This is a genomic window from Brevundimonas pondensis, assembly GCF_017487345.1.
Classification (GTDB): domain Bacteria; phylum Pseudomonadota; class Alphaproteobacteria; order Caulobacterales; family Caulobacteraceae; genus Brevundimonas; species Brevundimonas pondensis.
This window is the reverse complement of sequence record NZ_CP062006.1, coordinates 1,735,541-1,762,012: the sequence shown is the minus strand read 5'-3', so window position 1 is coordinate 1,762,012 and position 26,472 is coordinate 1,735,541. Positions and strand designations below refer to the sequence as shown.

Sequence of the window (26,472 nt, the reverse complement as noted above, 5' to 3'; positions counted from 1 at the left end):
TCAACTGTCGTTTCGCGGGCGGACAATACTTGACCAACGCAGTAGGACTTTCTAAGTCCGCTCAGCGTGGCGCACTTGTCTGCGAGGGCGCGGGTTCTAACACATGAGCCCCGAAAAGCGTGAAATTTTTGAGGGCATTCCATGCGTCTGTCGACAAAGGGACGATACGCCGTGATGGCGATGGCCGATCTGGCGCGCAATGGCGCGGACCGGGCGGTGTCGCTGGCCGAGATCGCGACGCGTCAGGAAATCTCTCTCAGCTATCTGGAACAGCTGTTCGCGCGCCTGCGTAAAAGCGGTCTGGTCAAGAGCGTGCGCGGCCCTGGCGGCGGCTATCGTCTGGCGCGCGAGGCCTGCGAGACCGCCGTGGCCGAGATCGTTCTGGCGGTCGACGAACCGATCCGCGCCACGCGCTGCGTCGGCGCTGGATCGCCCAAGGGCTGCATGATCAAGGGCGAGCGCTGCATCACCCATCACCTGTGGGAAGACCTGGGGCAGGAGATTCATCGCTATTTGGCCAGCGTCAGTCTGGAAGACGTGATTCAGAACCGCACCGGTCAGGCGCGCATGGGCGCGGCCCCGACGGCCGCAGGCATGGAGGCGGCGGCGTGAGCGTCTATCTGGATTACAACGCTTCGGGGCTGGTGCGTCCCGAAGTGCAGGAAATCATGGCTAAGGCCCTCGCTGACAATGGCAATCCGTCAGCGGTCCACGCCGCCGGTCGCCGGGCGCGAGCGCGTATCGAGACGGCGAGGGGCCAGGTGGCCGAGCTGGTCGGGGCCGATCCGACGGCCGTGGTCTTCTCGTCCGGCGGCACGGAATCCAATGCCCAGGCCATCGTCAGCGCCCTGGCGGCCGGTTGCGAGCGGCTGATCGTCGGCGCGACCGAACATCCTTGCGTGGCTGAGGCGGCGACGGCGTCGGGTGCGCCAGTCGAGGTGCTGCCGGTCGATGTGAACGGCGTGGTTGATCTGGTCTGGCTGGCCGAGGCGCTGACGCGCCCAGGGCGCGCTGTAGTCGCCATCCATCATGCGAACAATGAGAGCGGCGTGATCCAGCCGATCGCTGAGGCGGCGGTTCTGGTGCGCGCGGCGGGCGGCTGGCTGCACGTCGACGCCATCCAGTCGGCGGGCAAGATCCCCGTCGATATGCGGGCGCTGGATGCGGACAGCCTGACCCTGTCGGCGCACAAGCTGGGCGGACCGCAGGGCGTGGGCGCTCTGGTGCTCAAGGAGGGCGTCGCCGCTGTGCGCATCCTGCATGGCGCCGGTCAGGAACGCGGCCTGCGCGCCGGGACCGAGAACGTGCCGGGCATCGCCGGCTTCGGCGCCGCCGCCGATTGCGCCGCGCGCGATCTGGATGCCGCCATGGCCCACGTCGCCTGGCGTGATGCGGCCGAGGCCAGGGTCAAGACGGCGGGGGCGACCATCATCGGCGGTGCGGTTGCGCGTCTGCCCAACACCCTGTTCATGGCCGTCGAGGGCTGGGACAGCCCGCAACAGCTGATCACCCTGGATCTGGTCGGGGTCATGGTCTCGGCCGGCTCGGCCTGTTCGTCGGGCAAGGTCAAGCCGTCTAAGGCGATCAGCGCCATGGGCCTGGATCACCTGGCGACCGGGGGCGTGCGCGTCTCCGGCGGTTGGGGCACGACGGAAGCGGACTGGGACCAGTTCGCCGAAGCCTGGGTTACGGCCTGGAACAAGCATAAGGCGCGCCTGTCCGAGCGCGTGAAGGAAGTCGCGTAAGTCATGGCTGCTGTTAAGGAAACCGTCGAAGCTGTCGCCGCGCTGGAAAAGTATGCGCACGGCTTCACCTCGGATATCGAGCAGGAGTTCGCGCCCAAGGGCCTGAACGCCGACATCGTCCGCTTCATCTCCGAGAAGAAGGGCGAGCCGGAATGGATGCTGGAATGGCGCCTGGCCGCCTATGAGCGCTGGCTGGCGATGGAAGAGCCGACCTGGGCTGCGGTGAAATACGAGCCGGTCGACTATCAGGACCTCTACTACTACGCCGCGCCGAAGCAGAAGGAGGGGCCGAAGTCGCTGGACGAGGTCGATCCCGAGATCCTGGAAGTCTACAAGAAGCTGGGCATCCCGTTGAAGGAGCAGGAGGTTCTGGCGGGCGTGCAGGGCGCGCCCAAGGTGGCCGTGGACGCCGTGTTCGACAGCGTCTCGGTCGTGACCACCTTCAAGGAGGAACTGGCCAAGGTAGGCGTAATTTTCATGCCAATTTCCGAGGCCTTGCGCGAATATCCTGATCTGGTGCGTCAGTACCTAGGATCAGTCGTGCCGGTGTCGGACAACTATTTCGCAGCCCTGAACAGCGCGGTCTTTTCGGACGGGTCCTTCGTCTACATTCCGCCGGGCGTGAAATGCCCGATGGAGCTGTCGACCTATTTCCGCATCAACGCCAGCCAGACCGGCCAGTTCGAGCGGACCCTGATCATCGCCGACAAGGGCTCCTACGTCTCCTATCTGGAAGGCTGCACGGCGCCGATGCGTGACGAGAACCAACTGCACGCGGCGGTTGTGGAGATCGTGGCCCTGGACGACGCCGAGGTGAAATACTCGACCGTTCAGAACTGGTATCCCGGCGACGCCGAGGGCAAGGGCGGCATCTACAACTTCGTCACCAAGCGCGCCGACTGCCGCGGCGACCGTTCGAAGGTCAGCTGGACCCAGGTCGAGACCGGCTCGGCCGTGACCTGGAAATACCCGTCCTGCATCCTGAAGGGCGAGGAAAGCTCGGGCGAGTTCTATTCCATCGCCATCACCAACGGACATCAGCAGGCCGACACCGGCACCAAGATGATCCATCTGGGCAAGAATTCGAAGAGCCGGATCATCGCCAAGGCGGTGTCGGCGGGGAAATCGGACTCGACCTATCGCGGCCTGGTCTCGGTGCACCCCAAGGCGACGGGCGTGCGCAACTTCACCCAGTGCGACAGCCTGCTGATCGGCAAGGAGTGCGGCTCGCACACCATCCCCTACATCGAGGCCCGCAACGGCTCGGCCCAGCTGGAGCATGAGGCGACCACGACGCGCCTGTCGGAAGACCAGCTCTTCTACGCCCAACAACGCGGCCTGTCGCAGGAGGAGGCGGTGGCTCTGCTGGTCAACGGCTTCGTCCGCGACGTGATGCAGAAGCTGCCGATGGAGTTCGCCGTCGAGGCGCAGAAGCTGGTAGCGATCAGCCTTGAGGGGAGTGTGGGGTAGTGACTGACTTCACACCTCAGCAGGCGCACCAGCACTCTTCGGCCCACAGATCGCAGATTGAGGCGAGCGCCAAGTGCGGCTGCTTTTACTGCCTCAACGTCTTTGCCCCCAGCCAGATCGAAGAGTGGGTGGACGATGACGACACAGCCCTTTGTCCCCGTTGCGGGATTGATTCCGTGATAGGCGACGCTTCAGGCGTTCCGGTTACGAATGCCAACTTCATGCAAAGCATGCAGAATTTGTGGTTCCAACGATAATGCTCTCGATCAACAACCTCCACGTCTCGGTCGCTGACAAGCCGATCCTCAAGGGCCTGACGCTCGAAGTGCCGGCGGGCGAGGTCCATGCCGTCATGGGGCCGAACGGGGCCGGCAAGTCGACGCTGGGCTACAGCCTGTCGGGCCGTCCCGGCTATGAAGTCACCGATGGTTCCGCCTCATGGAACGGTCTGGACCTGCTGGACCTGGACCCGGCCGAGCGCGCGGCGGCGGGGGTCTTCCTGTCCTTCCAGTATCCGATGGAGATCCCCGGCGTGCCGGCCATGACCTTCATCCGCACGGCGCTGAACGCTCAGAAGCGGGCGCGCGGCGAGGAAGAGGTCTCGGCCCCCGCCTTCCTGAAGCAGGTCAAGGCGGCGTCGCAGGCGCTGAAGATGGACTTCGACATGCTGAAGCGGCCGCTGAACGTCGGCTTCTCCGGCGGCGAGAAGAAGCGGATGGAGATCCTGCAGATGGCCCTGCTGGAGCCGTCGCTGCTGATCCTCGACGAGACGGACTCCGGCCTCGACATCGACGCCTTGCGCATCGTGTCGGAGGGGGTGAACGCCCTGCGCAGCCCCGACCGGTCCATGCTGGTCATCACCCACTATCAGCGCCTGCTGGACTACATCAAACCGGACAAGGTGCACGTGCTGGCCGCAGGCCGCATCGTCGCCTCGGGCGGGCCTGAGCTGGCGCTGGAGCTGGAGGCGGAAGGGTACGACAAGTTCCTGCCGACCGCGGCATGAGCGCGGCGCCGCAAATCGACCTGACGAACGCCGAGACCTTTCCTTCGCGGCGCACGGAAGCGTGGAAATACAGCGATCTGAAGCGTTGGCTTCGCGAAGCACCTGAGCCGTCGGGCACGGCGTTGGTCGGCCCACCGGGGCCGTTTTACGACTTGGGCGGCGAGGCGATCGTCTTCGCCAACGGGCGTCCGGTCGGGGTGACGGACTTCATCGCCTCGGGCGTGCAGACCCTGCGTCTGCGTTTCCTGTCGGATGCGGTCGGCACGGGCCACACGGCCTCGGCCCGCATCGTTGCTCGTCCTGGTGCACGGCTGCTTTTGTTGGAAACCCACCAGGGCAAGGGCTCGGCCTATGTGGCCCACAACAAGGTCGAGATCGACGTCGCCCGCGACGCCGAGGTCACGCGCATCGTCCTGATCGAGGAGCCCGAGGACGCCATTTCGGTGACCAACGCCGATGTGCGGCTGGAGGCGGGCGGTCGCTATCGCCAGACAGTGGTCACGACCGGCGCCAAGCTGCAGCGCATCGAGACGCAGTTGAGCCACGGCGCCGAGGGCGCCGACGCGCGCCTGGACGGCCTCTATCTGCTCAAGGGCTCGCGCCACGCCGATCTGACCACCGTGGTTGATCACCGCGCCGCCGACGGCATGACCAGCCAGTTGACCAAGGGCGTTGTCCACGACACGGCGCGCGGCGTGTTCCAGGGCAAGATCATCGTCGAGCGCGGGGCCGACGGCACCGACGCCCGCATGGCCCACAACGCCCTGATCGCCAGCGAACGCGGCGAGATCGACGCCAAGCCGGAACTGATCATCTATGCCGACGACGTGCAGTGCGCGCACGGCAATACGGTCGGGACGCTGGACGAAAGCGCGCTCTTCTACATGCAACAACGCGGTATTCCCGCCGACGAGGCCCGCGCCTTGCTGGTCCAGGCCTTCCTGTTCGAGGTCGTCGACCGCATCGAGGACGAGGCGGCGAAGGAGGTCGTGCGCGCATGGCTGACGGCCAGACTCTGAAAGACCTGCCTATGAAGACCTTTGATCCCTATGCCGCGCGGGCGCAATTCCCGATCCTGTCGCGACAGGTGAACGGCAAGCCGCTGGTCTATCTGGACAACGCCGCCTCGGCGCAGAAACCTCGCGCAGTCATCGACGCTCTGGTGGCCTGCATGGAGGGCAGCTACGCGAACGTCCACCGCGGCCTGCACACCTTGTCGAACGAGGCGACAGAGGCGTTCGAGGCGGCGCGTGAGATCGTCGCCCGCTTCCTGAACGCGCCCTCGGGCGAGAACATCGTCTGGACCAAGGGTGGGACCGAGGCGATCAATCTGGTCGCCAACGGGATCGGTCTGACGATCGAGCCGGGCGACGAGATCATCGTCACCGAGATGGAGCACCATTCCAACATCGTGCCGTGGCACCTGCTGCGCGAACGCAAGGGCGCGGTGTTGAAGTGGGCGCCGATCAGGGAGGACGGCGCGCTGGACATGGAAGCCTTCGCCGACCTGTTGGGGCCGAGGACCAGGGTCGTCGCCGTCACCCACATGTCGAACGTGCTGGGCGTGATCAATCCGATCGCCGAGATCACGCGTCTGGCTCACGCCGCCGGCGCGCGGGTCCTGGTCGACGGCTGCCAGGGCGCGGTCCATGCGACGCCGGACGTTCAGGCGGTCGGCTGCGATTGGTACGTCATTACCGGGCACAAGCTGTATGGCCCGACCGGGATCGGCGCCCTCTATGGCACGACCGAGGCTCTGGAGAGCCTGCCGCCCTATCAAGGCGGGGGCGAGATGATCGAGACGGTCGAGAAGGACCGCGTGACCTACGCCCCTCCGCCGCATCGGTTCGAGGCTGGCACGCCGCCGATCCTGGAGGCCATTGGCCTGGGGGCTGCGCTGGAATGGCTGGGGGGCTTTGACCGGCAGGCCGTGGCCGCGCACGAGATGGCGCTCTACGACCACGCACGCGCTCGGCTGGCTGACGCTGACTGGCTCCGGGTGCTGGGCGAAGCCGAAGGCAAGGGTGCTATTCTGACGTTCGCCGTTGATGGGGCGCACGCTCATGACGTGGCCCAGATCATGGATCGCTACGGCGTCGCCGTGCGGGCCGGCCTGCACTGCGCCGAGCCGTTGGCGAAAAGACTGGGCGTGACCTCGAGCACGCGCGCCTCCTTCGCCCTATATAACACCGTGGAGGATACAGACGCCTTCGTGGACGCGCTGATCAAGGCGCGGAACTTCTTCGTGTGACGAGTATGGACGACACCAAGACCGAAACCGCCATCAGCGACAGCGACGCCTTCGCCGCCAGCTGGGACGAGCCGCAAAAGAGCGCCCTGTCGCAGGCTGAGCTGGACAGGCTGACCGACGACCTGATCGAGGCGCTGAAGACGGTGTACGACCCGGAAATCCCGGTCGACATCTATGAGCTGGGCCTGATCTACAAGGTCGACGTGTCCGACGACCGCGACGTCCTGGTCGAGATGACGCTGACGGCGCCGGGTTGTCCCGTGGCTGGCGAGATGCCGGGCTGGGTCGAGGCGGCGGTCATGAAGGTCGAGGGCGTGAAGTCCGCGCGGGCCAATCTGGTGTTCGACCCGCCGTGGGATTCATCCAAGATGAGCGACGAGGCCAAGCTGGCCCTGAATATGTTCTGAGGACGCATCCATGACCGAGCTTCAGACCGCCGCCCGACCGCGCCGCCCCCGGCCCAAGGCCGTGACCTTGACCGACGCCGCCGCAGAGCGCGTGCGCGAGATCATGACCAAAGCGGAGAAGGACTACGTCGGCCTGCGCGTCGGGGTGAAGAACGGCGGCTGCGCCGGGCAGGAATACACCTTCGCCTATGCCGAGCAGATCGAGCCGTTGGACGAGGTGGTCGAGGACAAGGGCGTCACCATCCTGATCGAGCCCAAGGCCGTGCTGTTCCTGATCGGCTCCGAGATCGATTACGAGACGACGAAGCTGGCGTCCAAGTTCGTGTTCCGCAATCCGAACGAGACCGACGCCTGCGGCTGCGGCGAGAGCGTGACCATCATCCCCGCCGCCGCCCTGGATGCTGACTGACATGATCCGACTGGAGGGGGTGACTCGGCGCTATCGCAGCGCGGCGGGAGAGCATACGGCGCTGGATGCGGTGGACCTGACCATAGGGCGCGGCGAGGTGTTCGGCGTGGTCGGGCGTTCCGGCGCGGGCAAGTCGACCCTGATCCGCGCCATCAACCGGCTGGAGACGCCTGACGCGGGCCGGATCTTCGTGGATGAGCAGGAGATCACGGCGTTGCAACCTGCCGAACTGCGCGCCGCGCGGCGTCGGATCGGCATGATCTTCCAGCACTTCAACCTGCTGAACGCCAAGACTATCGAAGACAACGTCGCCTTCCCCTTGCGGCTGGAAGGGCGGCCCGAGGCCGAGGTGAAGGCGCGCACGGCTCAGTTGCTGGAACAGTTGGGTCTGGCCGAGCACGCCAGGAAGCACCCGGCCCAGCTGTCGGGCGGGCAGAAGCAGCGCGTCGGCATCGCCCGCGCCCTGGCCTGCGGTCCCAGCGTCCTTTTGTGCGACGAGGCGACCAGCGCCCTGGACCCGGAAACGACCGAGGACATCCTTACCCTGCTGGATGGGCTGAACCGCGATCTGGGCCTGACCATCGTCCTGATCACCCACCAGATGGAGGTGGTGCGCCGCGTCTGCGATCGGGTGGCGGTGTTGAAGGACGGCCGGATCGTGGAGCAGGGCGCGACGGCGGACGTCTTCCTGCACCCACAGCATCCCGTGACCCGCGCCATGCTGGCCGAGGGCGAGGAGGCGTTCGACGCCTCGGTCGTGCCGGTCGGGGCGCGCCTGGCGAAATTGACCTTCCGCGGCGGTTCGACCTATGAGCCGGAACTGAGCCGCGTCGCGCGCTCGGTCGGCGTGGACTATTCGATCCTGTCGGGCCGCATCAGCCGCATCCGGGGAGAGCCCTATGGTCAGCTGGTCGTGGCCTTCACCGGCGGCGACGCCGAGGCGGCGGTGACGCAACTGACCGCGCGCGGCGTGATGGTGGAGGCAGCCTGATGTTCGATAACGTAGATTGGGCCGAGATCGGCCGCGCCACCATCGACACCCTGCTGATGCTGGGCGGGTCGTTGGTGCTGACGGTCATTCTGGGCGTGCCGCTGGGCGTGCTGCTCTATCTGTCGGGCAAAGGGCGGCTGGCGGCCAATCCCGTGCTGAACGCCGTGCTGTCGCTGATCGTCAACGTGTTGCGTTCGGTGCCCTTCATCATCCTGCTGATCGTCATGTTGCCGGTGACGGTGCTGCTGGTCGGCACCTCGCTGGGTGTGGCCGGGGCCATTCCGCCTCTGGTCGTGGGGGCCGCGCCCTTCTATGCGCGTTTGGTCGAGACGGCCCTGCGCGAAGTGGACAAGGGCGTGGTCGAGGCGACCCAGGCCATGGGCGGCTCGACCTTCCAGATCGTGGCGCGGGCCCTGCTGCCCGAGGCCATGCCGGGCATCATCGCCGGGGCCACGGTCACGGCCATCGCCCTGGTCAGCTACACCGCCATGGCGGGCGTGGTGGGGCGGGCGGTCTGGGCGACCTGGCCATCCGCTTCGGCTATCAGCGCTTCCAGACCGACGTCATGGCCGTGACCGTAGTTCTGCTGCTGATCCTCGTACAAATTCTGCAGATGATCGGAGACCGTCTGGTCGCTAAGGTCTCGCACCGCTGATTTTTCGAAAGCCTGCCCCATGATCCGCCGTTCGCTGCTGCTGTCCGCCGTCGCTGTCCTGACGCTCGCCGCCTGCGGCCAGGGCGCGGACAAGAAGGCGGGGGCTGAGGGCGCGCCCCTGCTGGTCGGCGCCACCGCCGTGCCGCACGCTGAAATCCTAGAGGTGGTGAAGCCCATTCTGGCCGCCGAGGGCGTGCCGATCGAGATCAAGGTCTTCAACGACTACGTACAGCCCAATGTGCAACTGTCTGAAAAGCGGCTGGATGTAAACTATTTCCAGACCAAGCCCTACCTGGACGAGTTCAACATTGCGCGCGGCGCCGATCTGGTGACTGTGGCCGGCGTCCACGTCGAGCCGCTGGGTGTCTATTCGAAGAAGCATACGACGCTGGCGGCGATTCCGAACGGTGCGCAGGTCGTGTTGCCGAACGATGCGTCGAACACGGGACGGTCGCTTTTGCTGCTACAGGCGGCGGGTCTGATCACCCTGCGCGACCCGACCAATCCGCTGCAGACGGTGCGCGACGTGGCGACCAACCCCAAGGGGCTGAAGTTCCAGGAGGTCGAGGCCGCCACCATCCCGCGCATCCTGCCTCAGGTCGATGCGGCGGTGATCAACACCAACTATGCACTGGACGCCGGACTGAAGCCCAAGACCGACGCCCTGTCGCTGGAAGGCGCCGACAGCCCCTATGTGAACTATCTGGTGGCGCGTCCCGACAACCAGAACGACCCGCGCGTTCAGGCCCTGGCGAACGCCCTGCGCAGCCAGGCGGTCAAGGACTTCATCGCCAGGAAGTATGACGGCGCGGTGATCCCCGCCGCCTGATCCGTCAGGCCGGTTCGACCACGACCGCCGTGCCATAGGCCAGGACCTCGGTCACGCCGGGCATGATCTCGTTGGCGTCATAGCGCATGGCCAGGATGGCGTTGGCGCCCATGTCGCGCGCATGGGCGACCAGTTCGTCATAGGCTTCCTGACGCGCGGCCTCGGCCAGCTTTACATAGGCGCCGACGCGCCCGCCGATCATCGACTGCACCCCGCCGATGGCGTCGGAGATGACGTTGCGCGAGCGCACGGTGACGCCGCGCACCATGCCGATATGGCGGACGATGCGGTGGCCGGGCAGGTCATTGGTGGTGGCGACGATCATGCTTGTGTCTCCGGTTCAGCGGCGTTCCAGGGTGCGGAAGGTGAAGGCGTGGTCGTCCTTCTCGCCTGCCGGATGGGCTTCCGACAGGGTTTCGACGAAGGCGGCCTCGTCAAAGGCGGGGAAGTGGGCGTCGCCCTCGGGCTCGGCCTCGACCTCGGTGATGTAGAGGCGCTGGGCGCGCAGCAGGGCCATTTCGAACAGGGCGGTGCCGCCGATGATGCAGACCTCGTCCACGCCGTCTTCCTCAGCGGTTTCGCGTGCGATGGACAGGGCCTCGCTCAGGTTCGAGCAGACCAGGGCCCCCTTGGCCATGCCTTCGGATTCGTAGGAGCCGTCCTTGGTCAGGACGATGTTCAGCCGACCGGGCAGGGGCTTGAGCGGCAGGCTCTCCCAGGTCTTGCGGCCCATGATGCAGGGCTTGCCGACAGTGACAGCCTTGAACCGTTGCAGGTCCGAGCGCAGCCGCCAGGGCAGGTCGCCGTCGCGTCCTATGACGCCGTTGCGGGCGCGGGCGACGACGAGGGCGATCTTGGGAATAGACACAGGGCGGGCTCCGAAAGGCGGGGACGGCTGAGCGCCGCCCCCTAATCGGACTTAGGCCTCTGGCTCGAGCAGTTTCAAGCGGAAGAAGGCCGCACCGATCACGGCGCCGATGGCCGGGGCAAGGAAGAAGACCCAGACCTGGCTCAAGGCCTGACCGCCGACCAGAAGGGCCGGACCGAAGCTGCGGGCCGGATTGACCGAGACGCCGGTCACCTGGATGCCGACGATGTGGATGACGGCCAGGGTAATGCCGATGGCGACGCCGGCGAAGGCGCCGTGCCCCTTGGCCCCGGTCACGCCCAGGATGGCGATGATGAAGATGGCCGTGGCCACGATTTCGAAGACCAGGGCGGCGTGCAGGCCGTACCCGCCGGGCGATCCGGCGTCGAAGCCGTTCTGGCCCAGACTGGCGAAGCCGGTCTTGGCGATCATGCCCAAGATGGCCGCGCCGATGATCGCGCCGATGAACTGGGCGATCCAGTAGATCACCATGTCCCTGGCGCTCATCCGTCCCGCGACGAAGACGCCCAGGCTGACCGCTGGATTGACGTGACAGCCCGACACCGGCCCGATGCCATAGGCCATGGCGATGATGGCGAAGCCAAAGGCCAGGGCGATGCCCAGCTGCCCGACGTGATCGAAACCGCCCAGCACGGCGGCGCCGCACCCGAACAGCACCAGCACCATCGTCCCGACCAGTTCGGCCGCAAACTTCTTCAACATGACAACCCTCCCGTTTCATGCGCCCGCATCGACGCGGATCAGGGAGGGTGCGCCGAGTCCTGCCGCTTCGCCAGACAACGATACGGGAGTTTACGCTTCGGCTTTCTGCCTTTCGGGCTCCAGCCACTTCAGCCATTTGCGCTGCATGGCGGCTTCCAGATCGATGCCGGCGTGGTCGCAGTAGATGAGCAGCATCCCCAGAACGTCCGCCGCCTCGTCGCCGAGAGCAGTCGCGTCGGGGGCGCCGCGGGCGCGCCCGGTGAGGTTCAGGTGTTCCTTGGTCAGCTCGCCCAGTTCTTCCTGCAGTTTGAGCAGGGCCCAGTCACGGTCGCGGTCGATAGCGTGCTCGCGCGCATAGATGTCGGAGATGCGGAGGACATCCGCCTTGAGGTCAGCGATCTTCATAAGGCTCAGACCGCGACGGCGGCCTTGATGTGCGGCCAGGGCGCGTAGTCGCTGAGCACGAAGTCCGATAGCTCGTAGGCGAACAGGTCGGATTTCGGCGCGACGGTCAGGGTCGGCAGGGCCAGGGGCGCGCGGGTCAGTTGCAGCTCGGCCTGTTCCAGATGATTCAGATACAGATGGGCGTCGCCGAAGGTGTGGACGAAGTCGCCGGGCTCCAGGCCCACGACCTTGGCCAGCATGAGGGTCAGCAGGGCATAGGAGGCGATGTTGAACGGTACGCCCAGGAAGATGTCGGCGCTGCGCTGATACAGTTGGCAGCTCAGCTTTCCGTCGGCGACGAAGAACTGGAACAGGCAGTGGCAAGGCGGCAGGGCCATATCGTCCACGTCGGCCGGGTTCCAGGCGCTGACGATATGGCGGCGGCTGTTGGGGTTGGTCTTCAGGCCGTGGATCAGCTTCTGAATCTGGTCGATGCTTTGGCCATTGGGCGCGGCCCAGGAGCGCCACTGCTTGCCATAGACGGGGCCGAGGTCGCCATTGGCGTCCGCCCATTCGTCCCAGATGCCGACGCCGTTGTCCTTGAGCCAGCCGATATTGGTCTCGCCGCGCAGGAACCACAGCAGTTCGATGAAGATCGAGCGCGTGTGCAGCTTCTTGGTGGTCAGAAGCGGAAAGCCCTTCGACAGGTCGAACCGGATCTGACGGCCGAAGACGCCGAGCGTCCCGGTGCCGGTGCGGTCGTCGCGGCGCACGCCGTTGTCGAGGATGTCGCGCAGCAGATTGAGGTACTGCCACTCGGGGTGATCGGCGGCGACCGCTCCGCTGCGGGTTTCCAGATCGGCGAGGGCGAGGGCGGCGTTCATGGAAAGAGAGGATGCCGCTGATTCGCGGCGCTGGGCAGGCCGCTGATTCGCTTGCCCACAAGAAAGCTGAATCAGCCCTTGAAGCCGTCACCCGCCAGGAAGGCGGCCTCGTCCGCCGTCGTCTCTCGGCCCAGGCAGGCGTTGCGATGCGGAAAGCGGCCGAAACGGGCGATGATGTCGCGGTGAATCACGGCGAACCTGTAGGTGTTCGGCTGGTCGGTCTCGTCCAGCAGGGTCAACAGGGTTTCCTGATCTGCGAGCGATTCCGAATGCATCAGGGGCATCAGGACGAAGGGGCGCAGATCGTGGGCCAGCTTTCGGTCGTCGCCGCGCGCGATGGCCGTCCTTGCGAACATCAGGGCAAGGGGATCAGTGGCGAACATGTGCGCTGTCTCACGGAAGGCGTTTCGCGGCAACTGATCCAGCAGGATGATGAGGGCCAGGCTACCTTCGGGCGTCGCGGTCCAGCTATCCAGTTTGCGGGCGGCGGCGGCGAAATGGGTGTCGCGGCATCGTTCAGTGAAAGCGACGTCGAAGGCTGCGTCCTTGGCGAACCATTTGTCGGGACCGGCATCGATCCAGAAGGCGACGACTTCGGCGGGGGTGAGCAACTGGGTCATGCATCGAAGCTAATCGTGCGCACACGCAAATGCACCGCCCCCGCAGGGGAAATCACCTCGAGATGTAAGAAAAATGGTCGGAGTGAGAGGATTCGAACCTCCGACCCCTGCGTCCCGAACGCAGTGCTCTACCAGACTGAGCCACACTCCGACATTTCTTCTCGACACGGGCCAGAGGCCGTCGCTGCGCCGAGGAGGGGGCTTATAGCCACGGGTTTCGGACCTCGCAAGCGTGGATTCAGCCCGTTTGAAAAAAGTCGCTGATCGATGAAAATTCTTCTGTTTTCAGGTGTTGCATCCCAGAAAGCCTTGGCGTATTTCACCGCTCCTCGCAGCGACGAACTGCGGGGCGCACTGGTCCTGCTGGGGAATGGTGTAATGGTAACACTACGGTTTTTGGTACCGTCATTCTAGGTTCGAGTCCTAGTTCCCCAGCCAACCACCAGATGGTTTCAAGCATCATTCAGAGATGTCGCCGCTCAAGGATCTTGGGCGGTTTTTTCTTGTTCAGCGATATTCGACCGTGACTGGCTTTGTGGCGTTGGCCTGAAAAGCGGGTCTGTATTCGTCGGGCTGCTGCAGGGTTTCAATGACGCTGCGGGCGATAGCCACAGCGTGCTCGCGCAGGTCAGGAACGGCGGTGGCCTCCCAGAACAGGCTGCGAGTCAGCGGACCGATGGCGAAGAGATGGCTATGGGCCAGCATGCGGCCATCGATCAGGCGACCCCTGGGATCGGCGGCGAGGCCTAGCCCGAGAGCGGCAGGAACGGCCAGCCCCTGTTTCAGCAGATCTTTCAACAGGGGATCGGTGCTTTGGGCGACGTCGCCGGTCGGGCCGGAGCAGTTGATCGCGGCGTCGAAGCGGCGGGCTCGGGGCTGAGGATCGCCTCGATACTGGAGAATCGCTTCGACTTCGTCGTCTCGGGCGCAGAGGGCAGTGATGCGGGCGGCCGTGATCTCCAGTTCCTCGGAGGCTAGCATGGCGGTGACTTCCCGCGCGACGCCGGGAGCCAGGCGGTGGCGGTGATTGTCCCACAGGGCGCGTAGATGACGCAGGAAGCGGCTTCGCTCGGGCAGAGACCAGGATGACCAGAGGGAGCGGGCGGAATGGCGCACGTCATCGATGACGGCGCGCCAGTCGCCTTCGCGCGCTGCGAGCCTCGCTTGTCTGAAGATCTCGGACGGTCCGCCGACATAGGTGCGCTTCTGTGAGGGCATGATCGTCGAACCATGGCTGCGCGGCAGCAGACCGTGCCGCGAGACGGCGGTGAAGCGCCGACCTGGTCGCCGCAGGGCGATGGCGGCGTCCACCATCGTCAGGCTCGCGCCGATGAGCAGGATGTCGTTGGCTGCGGGCGGCAAGGCATCCAGGGCGCGCCACGGATCACCGAGATAGCGACTGGACCCTGTGAGGGCGGGATCCAGGCCCGACGGCGCGGCGGGGCTGAGGTTGCCCTGGGCCAGGACCACGACGTCGGCGACCGTAGAACTGCGACCATCCAGCATGATTTTCCAACCGTCGCCGTGCGGACGGATGGCGCTGGCCTCGCCGCGAATCAGAGACAGGCGTCCGCCATCCCGGTCGGGGCGCAAAGCCTCGTCCAGCAGATGGGCCAGGTAACGGCCGTAGTCGCCGCGTGTGATGAAGTCGTCACGCGCGAACCAGGCGGGCTGCTCAGCCATCCAGTCCGCCAGATGGTGCGGCTTGTCAGGGAAGGCGCTCATGTTTGACAAGCGCACGTTGAGCAGGTGCTTGGGGTTGCCGGTAGCGTAGGCGGGGCCGAGGCCGAAGACGCCGCGCCGCTCGATCAACTGGACCGCTACATCCGGCGACATCCGCAGCAGGTTTAGCGTGGTCAGAAGTCCGCTGAACCCCGCGCCGATGACCGCAACGACCGGGCCGCTCATGCGCTCTTGGCCAGAACGTGAAAGCGACGGGGATAGAGCCGGACCGGATCGCCGGGCGCCAGAGCGCTCAGCGGGTCGTTTACAGCACGATCCAGCTCCAGCCTCCGGCCATGCAGGGAGACCGCCACGCGCGCGCGGTCGCCGCGTCTCAGGCTGGACATCACCACGCCGACCAGTCCGTGATCGGCGGCCTCCAGGTCTTCAGGACGGATGCAGAGCAAGGCGTCGCCGGTCGGGGCGTCCGACGGCGCGCGCCAGTCGTTCGACACGACCTCGCCGCGCGCCACCGTGGCCTGAAGCTGCAGACCTTCGCCCAGGAAGTCGTGGACGAAGGCCGAGGCCGGGCGGTCGTAGAGGGCCTGGGGCGTGTCCACCTGTTCGATCCGGCCCTGGCGCAGGATGGCGACGCGGTCGGCCAGTTCCAGCGCCTCTTCCTGATCATGGGTGACGAGGACGGTCGTGACGCCGGTCTGCTCATGCACCTGACGCAGCCAGCGGCGCAGGTCGCGGCGGACTCGGGCGTCCAGGGCGCCGAAGGGCTCGTCCAGCAGCAGCAGGCGCGGCTCGATGGCCAGGGCGCGGGCCAGGGCGACCCGCTGGCGCTGACCGCCGGACAGCTGGCTGGGATAGCGGCCGCCAAAGTTCTCCAGCTGGATCAGGCGCAGCAGGTCCCGCACCCGCTCGGCGATCTCGGCGCGACCGGGGCGCGAGCCGCGCGGGCGCACCTTCAGGCCAAAGGCGATGTTGTCGGCCACGGTCATGTGGCGGAACAGGGCGTAGCTCTGGAACACCATGCCGACGCGGCGCTCGCGCGGGCTGAGGGCCAGGAAGTCCTCGCCGTTGAACCGCACCTGCCCGGCGGACGGGCGATCCAGCCCGGCCATGATCCGCAACAGGGTGGTCTTGCCAGAGCCGGACGGGCCGAGCAGGGCCAGGAACTCGCCGTCGCGAACTGTCAGGCTGACGTCGTCCAGCGCGGGCAGGCCGTCATAGGCGCGGGTGATGGATTGGATGTCGAGGGTCATGTCAGCGCCGCCCCCTCGCGGCGAGGTCGTCGGCGTGGCGGTGCTCGAGGAAGGACTTCAGGATCAGGGTCACCAGCGCCAGAACCGCCAGCAGGGCGGCGGTCGCGAAGGCGCCGACGAAGTCGTACTCGTTGTAAAGAATCTCGACGTGCAGAGGCAGGGTGTTGGTCAGGCCGCGAATATGGCCGGACACCACCGAAACGGCCCCGAACTCGCCCATCGCCCGGGCGTTGGCCAGCAGCACGCCGTACAGCAGCGCCCAGCGGACGTTCGGCAGGGTGATGAAGAAGAAGATGGCTGACGGCCGGGCACCCAGCGTCAGGGCGGCCAGTTCCTCGTCGGAGCCTTGCTGCTGCATCAGCGGGATCAGCTCGCGCGCGACATAGGGCAGGGTCACCAGAACCGTCGCCAGAACGATGGCGACAGGGGTGAACATGATCTGCAAGCCGGCGGCGTTGAGCCAGGAAGCGAACCAGCCCGAGGCGCCGAACAGCAGGACCCAGACCAGGCCGGAGATGACCGGGGAGATCGACAGCGGCAGGTCGATCAGCGCCATCAGCAGGGTCTTACCGATGAAGTCGAAGCGGGTGACGCACCAGGCGGCGGCCAGGCCGAAGACGGCGTTCAGCGGCGTGGCGACGGCCGTGGTCAGCAGGGTCAGCCGGGCGGCGGCCCAGACATCGGGCTGGGACAGGCCGGCGAGGGCGGCGCCTACGCCCTTTCGCAAGGCTTCTGCCAGGATGACGCCGAGCGGGGCCAGGACGATCAGGGCCAGCCACAACATGGCCAGGCCGATCAGCAGGCTGCGGCCCAGGCCCGGCTTGCGAACGACGGAGGCGGGGGCCGAGGGCAGGGCTTCGGCCGTCATGCGCCCCGCCTCGCGATCGCGCCCTGCAGGCCGTTGAAGCCCAGCAGGATGAGGAAGGACAGGATCAGCATGGCCATGCCGATGGTGGCGGCGCCGGCGTAGTCGAACTGCTCCAGCTGGGTCACGATCAGCAGGGGCGCGATCTCGGACCGCAACGGCATGTTGCCGGCGATGAAGATGACCGAGCCATATTCCCCGACCCCGCGCGCGAAGGCGAGGCCGATGCCGGACAACAGGGCTGGCAGGATGGCGGGCAGGATGATCCGGGTGGCAGTCTGGAGCGGCGAGGCGCCGAGGGTTTCCGCCGCGGCCTCGACCTCCTGATCCAGGTCCTGAAGCACGGGCTGGATGGAGCGGACGACGAAAGGTAGACCGACGAAGATCATCGCCACGACCACGCCGACGGGGGTGTAGGCGATCTTGATCCCCACCGGGGCCAGCAGGCCGCCGATCGGCCCATTCTGGGCATAGAGAGCCGTCAGGGCGATGCCCGCGACCGCTGTCGGCAGGGCGAAGGGCAGGTCGATGACGGCGTCCGCCAACCGCTTGCCCGGAAACTCATAACGGGTCAGCACCCAGGCCAGCAGGCCGCCCATGACCGCGTTAACGACGGCGGCGACGGCGGCGGCGACGAAGCTGAGTCTCAGGGCGGCCAGAGCGCGCGGCGAAGTGACGACGGCGAGGAAGTTGTCGAGGCCGTTCTCCCACGGGCGGATCGCTAGGGCGGTCAGGGGGATCAGGACGAAGAGCGACATATAGGCGACGGTGAACCCCAGCGAGAGCGAGAAGCCGGGCAGGGGGCTGGGCGCTTTCCAGATCACCGGTCGGGTCATGATCGTCGGCCGGGCTGATAGATCTGGTCGAAGACGCCGCCGTCGGCGAAGTGGCGCTTCTGCGCGACGCTCCAGCCGCCGAAGTTGGAGATGTCCGCCATGGTCAGGTGCGGGAAGCGGTCGGCGAACCGCGCCGCCACGGCCGGATCGCGCGGGCGATAGAAGTGCTCGGCGGCCAGGACCTGAGCCGGTTCTTCGTAGAGCTGGGTCAGATAGGTCTGAGCCCGGTCGCGTGTGCCCTTGCGCTCCACGACGTGGTCGACCACGGCCACCGGCGGCTCGGCCAGAATGGAGAAGGGCGGGGAGACGATGTCGACCTTGTCCGGTCCCAGTTCCTTGGCGGCGAGGAAGGCTTCGTTCTCCCATGTCAGCAGCACGTCGCCGATGCCGCGCTGGACGAAGGTGGTGGTCGATCCGCGCGCGCCCGTGTCCAGCACCGGCACACGGCGGAACAGTTCGGAGACATAGGTCTGAGCGGATTGCTCGGACCCGCCCGGACGACGCAGGGCGTCAGCCCAGGCCGCCAGATAGTTCCAGCGCGCCCCGCCCGAGGTCTTGGGATTGGGGGTGATGACCTCAACGCCTGGCTTCAGCAGGTCAGGCCAGTCGTGGATGCCCTTGGGGTTTCCCTTGCGGACCAGAAACACGATGGTCGAGGTATAGGGCGCGGCGTTGTCGGGCAGGCGCGTTTGCCAGTCGGCGGCGATCAGGCCGCGCGCGGCGATCTCGTCGATGTCCGAAGCCAGCGCCAGGGTGACGACGTCGCCGGGCAGGCCGTCGATGACGGCGCGGGCCTGCTTGCCCGACCCGCCGTGTGATTGTTCGACCGCGAAGGGCGCGCCGCCCTTCTCGCGCCAGCGCGCCAGGAAGGCCGTGTTGTAGGCGCGATAGAATTCCCGCGTCGGGTCATAGGAGACGTTCAGCAGGGCGGCTTGCGCGCCCTTGCCCTGGGCGCATCCGCTGAGGGCCAGCGCCCCCGCGCCGAGCAGAAGGCCGCGTCGATCCGGTGTGAAGCCGGCCATCACGCCACCTCTCGCACGTCTTCGGCGATCCATTGCGGGGTCGGCAGGCCCTTGCTGCGTAGGAAGGCCGGGTTGAACAGGCGCGAGGCGTAGCGTGTCCCCGGATCGCACAGGACGGTGACAATGGTCTTGCCCGGCCCGAGGTCGCGCGCCAACCGCACGGCGCCGGCCAAATTGACCCCCGACGACCCGCCCAGGGACAGGCCCTCGTGGGCCACCAGATCAAACAAAATGGGCAGGAATTCAGCATCTTCGACGCGATAAGCGAAGTCGGGCGTGAAGCCTTCCAGATTGCCGGTGATCCGCGCCACGCCGATCCCTTCGGTGATCGAACTGCCTTCGCCGGTCATCTGGCCTTGAGTGAACCAGTTGAACAGGGCCGCACCCGCCGGATCAGCCAGGCCGATCTTCACCTCCGGATTGCGCTCGCGCAGGAAGGCGCCGACCCCCGCCAGGGTGCCGCCGCTGCCCACGGCGCTGATGAAGGCGTCGACCTTGCCGTGGGTCTGTTCCCAGATCTCGGCGGCGGTGCCTTCATAGTGGGCGGCGCGGTTGGCGACATTGTCGAACTGGTTGGCCCAGAAGGCGCCGTGGGGCTCGGTCGCATTCAGCTTGCGCGCCACTTCCTGGGAATAGTGGACGAAGTGGTTCGGGCTGGAGAAGGGGGCGGCGTCCACCTCGATCAGGCGCGCGCCCAGGGCCCGGATGGCCAGCTTCTTTTCTTCAGACTGGGTGCGGGGCATGACGATGACCACGCGATGGCCCAGCGCCGCGCCGACCAGGGCCAGGCCGATGCCGGTGTTGCCGGCCGTGCCCTCCACGATCACCCCGCCGGGCCGCAACGCGCCGGAGACCTTGGCCTTCTGCACGATGGACAGGGCGGCGCGGTCCTTGATGGACTGACCGGGGTTGAGGAACTCCGCCTTGCCCAGAATCTCGCAGCCGGTGGCGTTCGACAGGCGGTTCAGGCGGATCAGCGGCGTGTCGCCGATGAGGTCTATGATGCTGGCGATGGACAAGGGATGTCTCTGAAATCAGGTCTTGGGATGGGGCGAGCGATAAGGCGGGTGCGCAGCGTCAACAGGCCGGGGCCAGCACCCGTCCGTGGATGCCGCACTCGGTTTTCTCCTGACCGGACCAGCGCCCGTCGCGCGCGTTCTCGCCCGCCTCGACGGCGCGGGTGCAAGGCCAGCAACCGATGGAGGGATAGCCCTGCTCGACCAGAGGGTGACGCGGCAGTTGGTGATCGCGCAACCAGTCCTCGACCTGATCCGCTGACCATGCGGCCAGAGGGTTGACGACCAGCACGTCGTGGGCGGCTTCGAAGGGTTTCAGGTCGGCGCGTTGGCTGTTCTGATAGCGTTTGCGCCCGGTGATCCGGGTGTCGAAACCGGCCAGGGCGCGTGCCTGCGGTTCGACCTTGCGGATAGCGCAGCAGGCGTCGGGTTGGCTGCGCCACAGGTCGCTGCGCGGGTCCGACGCGGACAGGGCCGCTGTGTCGGGGGGGGTGTCGCGCACGTCGGTCAGGCCGAGGCGCTCGGTCAGTTCGCGCCGATAGGCCAGGGTCTGGAAGAAGTGCTGGCCGGTATCGAGGAAGACGACGGGCAGGTCGGGCTGCACACGCGAGATCAGATGCAGCAGGACGGCGGCCTCGGCGCCGAAAGAGGAGACGGCGGCGGTCTTTCGGCCGAGAGCCGGATCCAGCACTGCTGCCAGCAGGTCTTTCGGCTCGGCGTCGGCCCATTGACTATTGAGGCGCGCGGCCAGTGCAGCGGTGTCTTCGACGGGCGACGTTGCATGACGCTGACGCCAGACCAGTCGGTCGTCGCCGGACGCGGGCTGATAGGCGGCGCTGAAGACCTGATCCATGCGTCGCCACGGCGCGGCGTCGGCGTCGGGGGCCAGTTCCACGGCGTCAAAACCGCAGCGGCGCAGGTGCCGCACCTGATCGGGCAGAATCTTGCCCGCTGCGATCAGCCGACCACGATAGCCCTGGCCCCGCAGGATGGCCGCCAGGGAGAAGCCGCGCCCGTCGCGAAAGGCCTCGAACTCCAGGATCAGGCTGTCGTTGGCGGCGGCTGCCGCGCGGATGTCGTCCTCGGGCGTGGAGACGCTCAGGCGGACGCCGTCCTGGGCTTGCTCAAGCAGCTGCATCGATCGGCTCATAGATGGCGGTGCGGAAGGGATCTGCGCCCAGGCGACGGACCGTGTCGATGAACAACTCGCCGTCGGTGCGGATCTCCAGATAGCGATCCAGGGCGCGAGCGATGGCGGGTGCGACCGCCTCGGCGGGCAGGCTGCGGCCGACGATCTCGCCCAGAGCCGCCTGCTCGTCGGGCGAGCCGCCGATGGTGATCTGATAGTATTCCTCGCCCTTGCGATCGACGCCCAGGACGCCGATGTGGCCGACGTGGTGATGGCCGCAGGCGTTGATGCAGCCGCTGATGTTGATCCGCACGGGTCCCAGTTTTTCTTGCAGGTCGGCGTCGGCCAGCTGGCGCGACAGGGCCTGGGCCACGGGGATCGAGCGGGCGTTGGCCAGGCTGCAGTAGTCCAGGCCGGGGCAGGCGATGATGTCGGTGGCCAGGTCGGCGTTGGCCGTCGCCAGACCGGCCTCGCGCAGACGGCTCCAGACCGCGTGGGCGTCCTCCAGCCGGACGTGGGGCAGGACCAGGTTCTGCTCATAGGACGCCCGGACCTCGTCGAACGAGAAGCGCTCGGCCAGGTCGGCGACCACCTCCATCTGATCCGCCGTGATGTCGCCGGGAACGCCGTCGACGGGCTTCAGCGAGATGATGACGGCGCCGTATCCGGCCTGCTTGTGCGCTCGCAGGTTGGAGCGGGTGAAGCGGGCGAACTCGGGGTTCAGGCGGCGGGCGGCGTCATAGGCGGGGCTGACGGCGGGCAGGGCCTCGAACGGCGGCGGCGTGAAGTAGGCCTGAATCCGGGCCAGTTCCTCGTCGGGGACGCGCAGGTCTTCCTGACGCAGGATGGCGAACTGGCGCTCGACCTCATCGCGGAAGGCGTCGATGCCGATGGCGGCGACCAGGATCTTGATCCGCGCCTTGTGGATGTTGTCGCGCCGTCCCAGCAGGTTGTAGGCGCGCAGGATGGCGGTCAGATAGGCCAGCAGCGACCGGCCCGGCACCGCCGAGGCGATCTCCTGCGCGATATGCGGCAGGCGCCCCTGACCCCCGCCGACGAAGACCCGAAACGCCGTCTGTCCGTCCTCGCCACGCACGATCTGAAGCCCGACATCGTGGGTGCGGATCGCCGCCCGGTCCTTGGCCGCGCCGATGACCGCGATCTTGAACTTGCGCGGCAGGAAGGAGAATTCCGGGTGGATGGTCGACCACTGGCGCAGGATCTCGCACCAGGGGCGCGGGTCCTCGATCTCGTCGGCGGCCACGCCCGCGAAGACGTCGGTGGTGACGTTGCGGATGCAGTTGCCGGAGGTCTGGATGGCGTGCATCTCGACCTCGGCCAGATCGCTGAGGATGGCGGGCAGGTCCTGCAGCGCGGGCCAGTTGAACTGGATGTTCGTGCGTGTGGTGAAGTGGCCGTAGCCCTTGTCATAGGTGCGGGCGACATGGGCCAGCCGGCGCATCTGGCGGCTGTTCATCACGCCATAGGGCACCGCGATCCGCAGCATATAGGCGTGCAGTTGCAGATAGACCCCGTTCATCAGCCGCAGGGGCTTGAACTCGTCCTCGGTCAGGTCGCCCTTGCCGCGGCGATCCACCTGATCGCTGAATTCCGCAATGCGTTCGCGGACCAGGGCGGCGTCGAACTCGTCATAGCGATACATCAGGCGGTCTCGTTTCGAGCGGCGAAGACGAGGCTGTGGCCGACGCTGGGGCCGGCCGAGCGGATGCGCTCCTTCAGCCGGTCGCGACCCGTGGGGGCGCGGCCCTCGACCTCGATCAGATAGGGATTGACGAAGACGGACGGGCGCGACTGGGCCTGGGCCAGGGCGGTCTCGGCGGCGGCCTCGTCCAGCGGGCGGGCGGCGTCGATGGCCTCGACCACGGCGTCGGCATCGCCCAGATAGACGACGCGGCCGTCGTTCAGCCGGTTGGCGGTCAACAGTTTCATGCCGCGACCTCGATCCGGGGGCGCTCGTCATCGGCGACGGCCAGGGCGGCGGTCTCGCCGATGAACAACAGGGCCGGGCCGGTCAGCTCCATGCGCGCCACCAGGGCGGGCAGGTCGTCCAGCCGCCCCTTGAAGGCGCGCTGATCCGGGCGGCTGCCGTTCTCGACCACGGCGACGGGCGTGGCGCCGTCACGACCGGCGGCGATCAGGTCGGCGGCGATCTGCTCGGCCTGTCCGGCGCCCATATAGACGGCCAGGGTATGGTTCGGCGCCGCCAGACGCGCCCAGTCGGCGCCCTGGCCGCCCGGCTTGGGCTGGCCGGTGACGAAGGTCACGGCCTGGGCGTGGTCGCGGTGGGTCAGGGGCAGGCCGGTCGAGGCGGCGCAGGCCAGGGCGGCGGTGATCCCCGGCACGACAATGGCCTTGATCCCGGCGGCGCGCACGGCCTCCAGCTCCTCGCCGCCGCGCCCGAAGACGAAGGGATCGCCGCCCTTCAGGCGTACGACGCGATGCCCGGCGCGGGCCTCCGCGATCATCAGCTGTTCGATCTGATCCTGCGGCACCGAATGGTCGCCGCGCGCCTTGCCGACATAGATGCGTTTGGCGTCCCGGCGGGCGCGGTCCAGCACCTCGACCGAGACCAGCTTGTCGTGGATGATGACGTCGGCGTCCTGTAGCGCGCGCAGGGCCTTGAGGGTCAGCAGCTCGGGATCGCCCGGCCCGGCGCCGATGATGTGGACCACGCCCTTGGCGGCTTCTTCGCGCGGCGAGGCGGCGGCGTTCAGCAGGCGCACCATTTCGCGCCGCGCCTCGGCCATGCGGCCCTCTGCGGCCAGGTCGGCGGCGGGGCTGCGGAAGGCGCGCTCCCAGAAGCGGCGGCGGGCCAGGAAGTCGGGGATGGCGTCCTTCACCGCGCCGCGCAGTTCGCCCGCCAGACGCGCGACCGAGGCTGCGCCCTGGGGCAGGACGGCTTCGATGCGCGAACGCAGGTCGCGGGCCAGGATGGGGGCGTTTCCGCCAGTGGCCACGGCCACGACCACTTCGTCGCGGTCGATCAGGGCCGGGGTGTGGAAGTCGCTGAAGCCGGGCTGGTCGACGATGTTGGCCTGGGCCCCCGCGTCGCGCGCAGCCTCGGCGATGCGACGAGCGAGGGTCACGTCATGCAGGGCGATGAAGACCAGCCGCGCGCCGTTCAGGTCGGCTGCCTCAGGAAGGCGGGCGATCGGCCTCGGGGCGCTTTGCGGCATTTCCAGCACGGCGGGCGCGCCGTCGGGCGTGAACCAGGCCAGAGCCGCCGGGCTGTTCAGGAACAGGCGCAGCTTGGCCAGGGCCGGTTCGCCCGCGCCGACGACGACGACTTTCGCCCCTTCCAGGGGAATGGATGCCAGAAAGACGCGCATCGGCCGATTCCATGATCTGCTGTCTTCCGCCCTTGCTTTTGCGTGGCGGCTCGACATTCAGCATCCGTCGTGCACGATCCTTCCACAAACCAGATTGTCTTCGCTGCCCTGATAGGTTTTCTACAAGCGCATGGTTCGACCGCTTTTGCCCCTCAACGCCCTGCGTGCTTTCGAAAGCGCGTCGCGGCACCTCAACTTCTCGCGGACGGCGGACGAGCTGTCGGTGACGCCAGGGGCCGTCAGCCAGCAGATCCGCCTGCTGGAAGAGATCATCGGCGGCCCGCTGTTCACACGCGAGGCGCGGGGGTTGCAGCTGACGGAGCTGGGGCGTGCGGCCGTGCCGCTGCTGCGCGAAGGGTTCGAGCGGCTGATGGACGCCTCGGCCATCCTGCGCGAACCGCCGCTGAACCGGACGGTGGCGATCAGCGTGGCGCCGTCCTTTGCGTCCAAATGGCTGATGCCGCGCATGGATGACTTCCACGCCGCCCACCCGGATATCGAGGTGTGGATTTCCGCCGACATGGAGCCGGTGACGGTGGGCAGGGGCAAGGTCGATCTGGCCATCCGCTATGGCCCCGGCGACTATCCCGGCCATGTGGTGGAGCGCCTGCTGACCGAGACGGTCATTCCCGTCTGCTCGCCCGCCCTGATGGCGGCGCCCCATCCGATCCGCACCGCCGAGGACCTGGCCCGGCACACCCTGCTGCACGATATGTCCGAGGACGGCGACGCCTCGCGCCCTGACTGGGCCATGTGGCTGAAGGCGCGGCACGCCAGTCACGCCGACGCCCGGCGCGGCTCGCGCTTCGACCAGTCCAGCCTGCTGATCGAGGCGGCGGCGGCGGGGCGGGGCGTGGCCCTGGCCAAACGCAGTCTGGCCCAGGCGGACCTAGCCACGGGGCGTCTGGTCGCGCCCTTCCCGGACGGCAGTCAGGTGCTGGGCTTCGCCTATTTCGTGGTCATGCCCAGGGACCGTCCGGCCTCGCCCGGAACCAAGGCCTTCGTGGCCTGGCTGAAGAAGCAGGCGATCGACTACGACAACAATCTGGACCAGCTATAAATCGGTCTGCAGATTTTCTGCACGCTCGAAACAGGATTGATCGTTTCCTCGACGGACGCCGCCCGCCCTATGTCGAAGGCCTTCAAGCAGGAGGTCGGACGTGAGCCAAGCCGCAGTTCTGGAACGTGCCCGTGCCGCGGCGCCCGCGCCGTGGACCCCGCAGAGGGTGCGATGGGTGCGGCGCTGGACCGATCATCTGTTCAGCTTCGCCATCGACCGGCCCGAGGATTTCCGCTTCCGCTCCGGCGAGTTCGTGATGATCGGCTTGCCGTCGCTGGATGGGACGGGCAAGCCGACGCTGCGGGCCTATTCCATCGCCAGCCCCTCGTGGTCGGACGAGCTGGAGTTCTTCTCCATCCGCGTCGAGGACGGCCCGCTGACCTCGCGTCTGGTCGATATCCAGCCGGGCGACGAGGTGCTGCTGGGCAAGAAGCCGACCGGCACCCTGGTGCTGGACGCGTTGAAGCCGGGGCGGCGGCTGTTCCTGATCGGCACGGGCACCGGCCTGGCGCCCTGGCTGAGCGTGGCGCGCGATCCCGAAACCTATGAGCGGTTCGATCAGGTCGTGATCACGCATACGGTGCGTCAGGTCGCCGACTTGGCCTATCGCGACTTCCTGCAGACCGACCTGTTCGAGGACCCTTTGGTGGGCGAGGTCGCACAGGGTCGACTGACCTATTATCCGACCGTGACGCGCGAGGCGTTCGAGCGTCCGGGCCGCATCACCGACCGCATCGCCAGCGGCGACTTCTTCCGCGACCTGGGGCTCGACGGCCGCTTCGATCCAGCGCTGGACCGGGTCATGCTGTGCGGCTCGACGGCCATGATCCGCGAGGCGGCGGCCCTGCTGGAAAGCCATGGCCTGAGCGAAGGCTCGAACGCCGAACCCGGCGACTATGTGCTGGAACGCGCCTTCGTCGGCTGACCGCTCTCAGATTTTCTATCGACCGGCGCGAGATCATATCGTTCGACGCGGACCGGCCCTCCACGCTTCAAACATCCCTCGTTCAAGACGACCA

General features: G+C 67.1%; 28 protein-coding genes, 2 tRNA genes and 1 pseudogene. 14 read left to right on the top strand and 17 right to left on the bottom strand.

Features of this window, described 5'->3' with window-relative positions; genetic code table 11:
• The first annotated feature begins 141 nt into the window (after positions 1-141).
• The 11 genes and pseudogenes from IFE19_RS08730 (at position 142) to IFE19_RS08680 (ending at position 9,763) form a co-directional block, all read left to right on the top strand.
• Complete coding sequence (locus IFE19_RS08730) at positions 142-612, top strand: Rrf2 family transcriptional regulator (RefSeq protein WP_207827273.1); 471 nt, start codon at positions 142-144, stop codon at positions 610-612.
• A gap of 56 nt (positions 613-668) precedes the next feature.
• A complete protein-coding gene (locus tag IFE19_RS08725; RefSeq protein WP_263972833.1) occupies positions 669-1,745 on the top strand; it encodes a cysteine desulfurase family protein in 1,077 nt (358 codons plus the stop codon).
• A 3-nt stretch (positions 1,746-1,748) separates the two neighbouring features.
• Positions 1,749-3,215 (top strand): Fe-S cluster assembly protein SufB, encoded by a 1,467-nt coding sequence (gene sufB, locus IFE19_RS08720; RefSeq protein WP_207827269.1) that lies wholly within the window; start codon positions 1,749-1,751, stop codon positions 3,213-3,215.
• Between the two features lie 256 nt (positions 3,216-3,471).
• Positions 3,472-4,221, top strand: a complete 750-nt coding sequence (gene sufC, locus IFE19_RS08715) for a Fe-S cluster assembly ATPase SufC (RefSeq protein WP_207827267.1) — start codon at positions 3,472-3,474, stop codon at positions 4,219-4,221.
• The gene (sufD, locus tag IFE19_RS08710) at positions 4,218-5,240 is read left to right on the top strand and encodes a Fe-S cluster assembly protein SufD (protein ID WP_207827265.1); all 1,023 of its coding nucleotides are present in this window, start codon (positions 4,218-4,220) and stop codon (positions 5,238-5,240) included. Before sufC ends, sufD begins: the two co-directional genes overlap by 4 nt.
• Entirely contained in the window at positions 5,219-6,472 is a 1,254-nt protein-coding gene (locus tag IFE19_RS08705) for an aminotransferase class V-fold PLP-dependent enzyme (protein ID WP_225910467.1), read from the top strand. The genes sufD and IFE19_RS08705 overlap by 22 nt, the downstream gene beginning before the upstream one ends.
• A gap of 5 nt (positions 6,473-6,477) precedes the next feature.
• Positions 6,478-6,879, top strand: coding sequence for an SUF system Fe-S cluster assembly protein (locus IFE19_RS08700; RefSeq protein ID WP_207827263.1), 402 nt, complete (start codon positions 6,478-6,480; stop codon positions 6,877-6,879).
• Between the two features lie 10 nt (positions 6,880-6,889).
• A complete protein-coding gene (locus tag IFE19_RS08695; protein ID WP_207827261.1) occupies positions 6,890-7,288 on the top strand; it encodes a HesB/IscA family protein in 399 nt (132 codons plus the stop codon).
• Between the two features lies 1 nt (position 7,289).
• Positions 7,290-8,279, top strand: a complete 990-nt coding sequence (locus tag IFE19_RS08690) for a methionine ABC transporter ATP-binding protein (RefSeq protein WP_207827259.1) — start codon at positions 7,290-7,292, stop codon at positions 8,277-8,279.
• A pseudogene (locus IFE19_RS08685) lies at positions 8,279-8,934 on the top strand (methionine ABC transporter permease). Before IFE19_RS08690 ends, IFE19_RS08685 begins: the two are co-directional and overlap by 1 nt.
• A gap of 19 nt (positions 8,935-8,953) precedes the next feature.
• On the top strand, positions 8,954-9,763 hold the full coding sequence (locus IFE19_RS08680) for a MetQ/NlpA family ABC transporter substrate-binding protein (protein WP_207827257.1): 810 nt from the start codon (positions 8,954-8,956) through the stop codon (positions 9,761-9,763).
• A gap of 4 nt (positions 9,764-9,767) precedes the next feature.
• On the opposite strand, the gene IFE19_RS08675 is transcribed toward IFE19_RS08680, so the two are convergent.
• From IFE19_RS08675 to IFE19_RS08645, 7 genes are all read right to left on the bottom strand, one after another.
• On the bottom strand, positions 9,768-10,088 hold the full coding sequence (locus IFE19_RS08675) for a YbjQ family protein (RefSeq protein ID WP_207827255.1): 321 nt from the start codon (positions 10,086-10,088) through the stop codon (positions 9,768-9,770).
• Positions 10,089-10,103: 15 nt separating this feature from the next.
• Positions 10,104-10,631, bottom strand: coding sequence for a dihydrofolate reductase (locus IFE19_RS08670; protein WP_207827253.1), 528 nt, complete (start codon positions 10,629-10,631; stop codon positions 10,104-10,106).
• A 51-nt stretch (positions 10,632-10,682) separates the two neighbouring features.
• Positions 10,683-11,354: an aquaporin gene (locus IFE19_RS08665; protein WP_207827251.1), complete on the bottom strand. Its 672-nt coding sequence runs from the start codon at positions 11,352-11,354 to the stop codon at positions 10,683-10,685.
• 90 nt (positions 11,355-11,444) lie between these two features.
• On the bottom strand, positions 11,445-11,759 hold the full coding sequence (locus IFE19_RS08660) for a nucleoside triphosphate pyrophosphohydrolase family protein (protein ID WP_207827248.1): 315 nt from the start codon (positions 11,757-11,759) through the stop codon (positions 11,445-11,447).
• A 5-nt stretch (positions 11,760-11,764) separates the two neighbouring features.
• Entirely contained in the window at positions 11,765-12,622 is an 858-nt protein-coding gene (locus IFE19_RS08655; RefSeq protein WP_207827247.1) for a thymidylate synthase, read from the bottom strand.
• A gap of 71 nt (positions 12,623-12,693) precedes the next feature.
• Entirely contained in the window at positions 12,694-13,242 is a 549-nt protein-coding gene (locus IFE19_RS08650; RefSeq protein WP_207827245.1) for a DUF924 family protein, read from the bottom strand.
• Positions 13,243-13,316: 74 nt separating this feature from the next.
• Positions 13,317-13,393, bottom strand: a tRNA-Pro gene (locus IFE19_RS08645).
• Positions 13,394-13,606: 213 nt separating this feature from the next.
• Here IFE19_RS08645 and IFE19_RS08640 point away from each other — a divergent pair.
• A tRNA-Gln gene (locus tag IFE19_RS08640) sits at positions 13,607-13,680 on the top strand.
• A gap of 69 nt (positions 13,681-13,749) precedes the next feature.
• On the opposite strand, the gene IFE19_RS08635 is transcribed toward IFE19_RS08640, so the two are convergent.
• Genes IFE19_RS08635 through cysG form a run of 10 tightly spaced genes read right to left on the bottom strand, consistent with a single transcriptional unit; the run spans position 13,750 to position 24,393 of the window.
• Complete coding sequence (locus IFE19_RS08635; protein WP_207827243.1) at positions 13,750-15,150, bottom strand: FAD/NAD(P)-binding protein; 1,401 nt, start codon at positions 15,148-15,150, stop codon at positions 13,750-13,752.
• Positions 15,147-16,175, bottom strand: a complete 1,029-nt coding sequence (locus IFE19_RS08630) for a sulfate/molybdate ABC transporter ATP-binding protein (RefSeq protein WP_207827241.1) — start codon at positions 16,173-16,175, stop codon at positions 15,147-15,149. Before IFE19_RS08630 ends, IFE19_RS08635 begins: the two co-directional genes overlap by 4 nt.
• 1 nt (position 16,176) lies before the next feature.
• Entirely contained in the window at positions 16,177-17,043 is an 867-nt protein-coding gene (gene cysW, locus IFE19_RS08625) for a sulfate ABC transporter permease subunit CysW (RefSeq protein WP_207827239.1), read from the bottom strand.
• A complete protein-coding gene (cysT, locus tag IFE19_RS08620) occupies positions 17,040-17,876 on the bottom strand; it encodes a sulfate ABC transporter permease subunit CysT (RefSeq protein ID WP_207827237.1) in 837 nt (278 codons plus the stop codon). Before cysT ends, cysW begins: the two co-directional genes overlap by 4 nt.
• Entirely contained in the window at positions 17,873-18,898 is a 1,026-nt protein-coding gene (locus IFE19_RS08615; protein WP_207827235.1) for a sulfate ABC transporter substrate-binding protein, read from the bottom strand. The genes cysT and IFE19_RS08615 overlap by 4 nt, the downstream gene beginning before the upstream one ends.
• Complete coding sequence (locus IFE19_RS08610; RefSeq protein WP_207827233.1) at positions 18,898-19,917, bottom strand: cysteine synthase A; 1,020 nt, start codon at positions 19,915-19,917, stop codon at positions 18,898-18,900. Before IFE19_RS08610 ends, IFE19_RS08615 begins: the two co-directional genes overlap by 1 nt.
• 58 nt (positions 19,918-19,975) lie before the next feature.
• The gene (locus tag IFE19_RS08605) at positions 19,976-21,052 is read right to left on the bottom strand and encodes a phosphoadenylyl-sulfate reductase (protein WP_207827231.1); all 1,077 of its coding nucleotides are present in this window, start codon (positions 21,050-21,052) and stop codon (positions 19,976-19,978) included.
• Positions 21,039-22,706 carry a nitrite/sulfite reductase gene (locus tag IFE19_RS08600; protein ID WP_207827229.1) on the bottom strand — a complete coding sequence of 556 codons (1,668 nt, stop codon included), beginning with the start codon at positions 22,704-22,706 and terminating at the stop codon, positions 21,039-21,041. The genes IFE19_RS08605 and IFE19_RS08600 overlap by 14 nt, the downstream gene beginning before the upstream one ends.
• A complete protein-coding gene (locus IFE19_RS08595) occupies positions 22,706-22,993 on the bottom strand; it encodes a DUF2849 domain-containing protein (RefSeq protein ID WP_207827228.1) in 288 nt (95 codons plus the stop codon). The genes IFE19_RS08600 and IFE19_RS08595 overlap by 1 nt, the downstream gene beginning before the upstream one ends.
• A complete protein-coding gene (gene cysG, locus IFE19_RS08590) occupies positions 22,990-24,393 on the bottom strand; it encodes a siroheme synthase CysG (protein ID WP_207827225.1) in 1,404 nt (467 codons plus the stop codon). Before cysG ends, IFE19_RS08595 begins: the two co-directional genes overlap by 4 nt.
• Positions 24,394-24,523: 130 nt before the next feature.
• On the opposite strand from cysG, the gene gcvA reads away from it, so the two are divergent.
• Positions 24,524-25,453 carry a transcriptional regulator GcvA gene (gene gcvA / locus IFE19_RS08585; RefSeq protein WP_207827223.1) on the top strand — a complete coding sequence of 310 codons (930 nt, stop codon included), beginning with the start codon at positions 24,524-24,526 and terminating at the stop codon, positions 25,451-25,453.
• 118 nt (positions 25,454-25,571) lie between these two features.
• Entirely contained in the window at positions 25,572-26,378 is an 807-nt protein-coding gene (locus tag IFE19_RS08580) for a ferredoxin--NADP reductase (protein ID WP_207827505.1), read from the top strand.
• Positions 26,379-26,472: the final 94 nt, after the last annotated feature.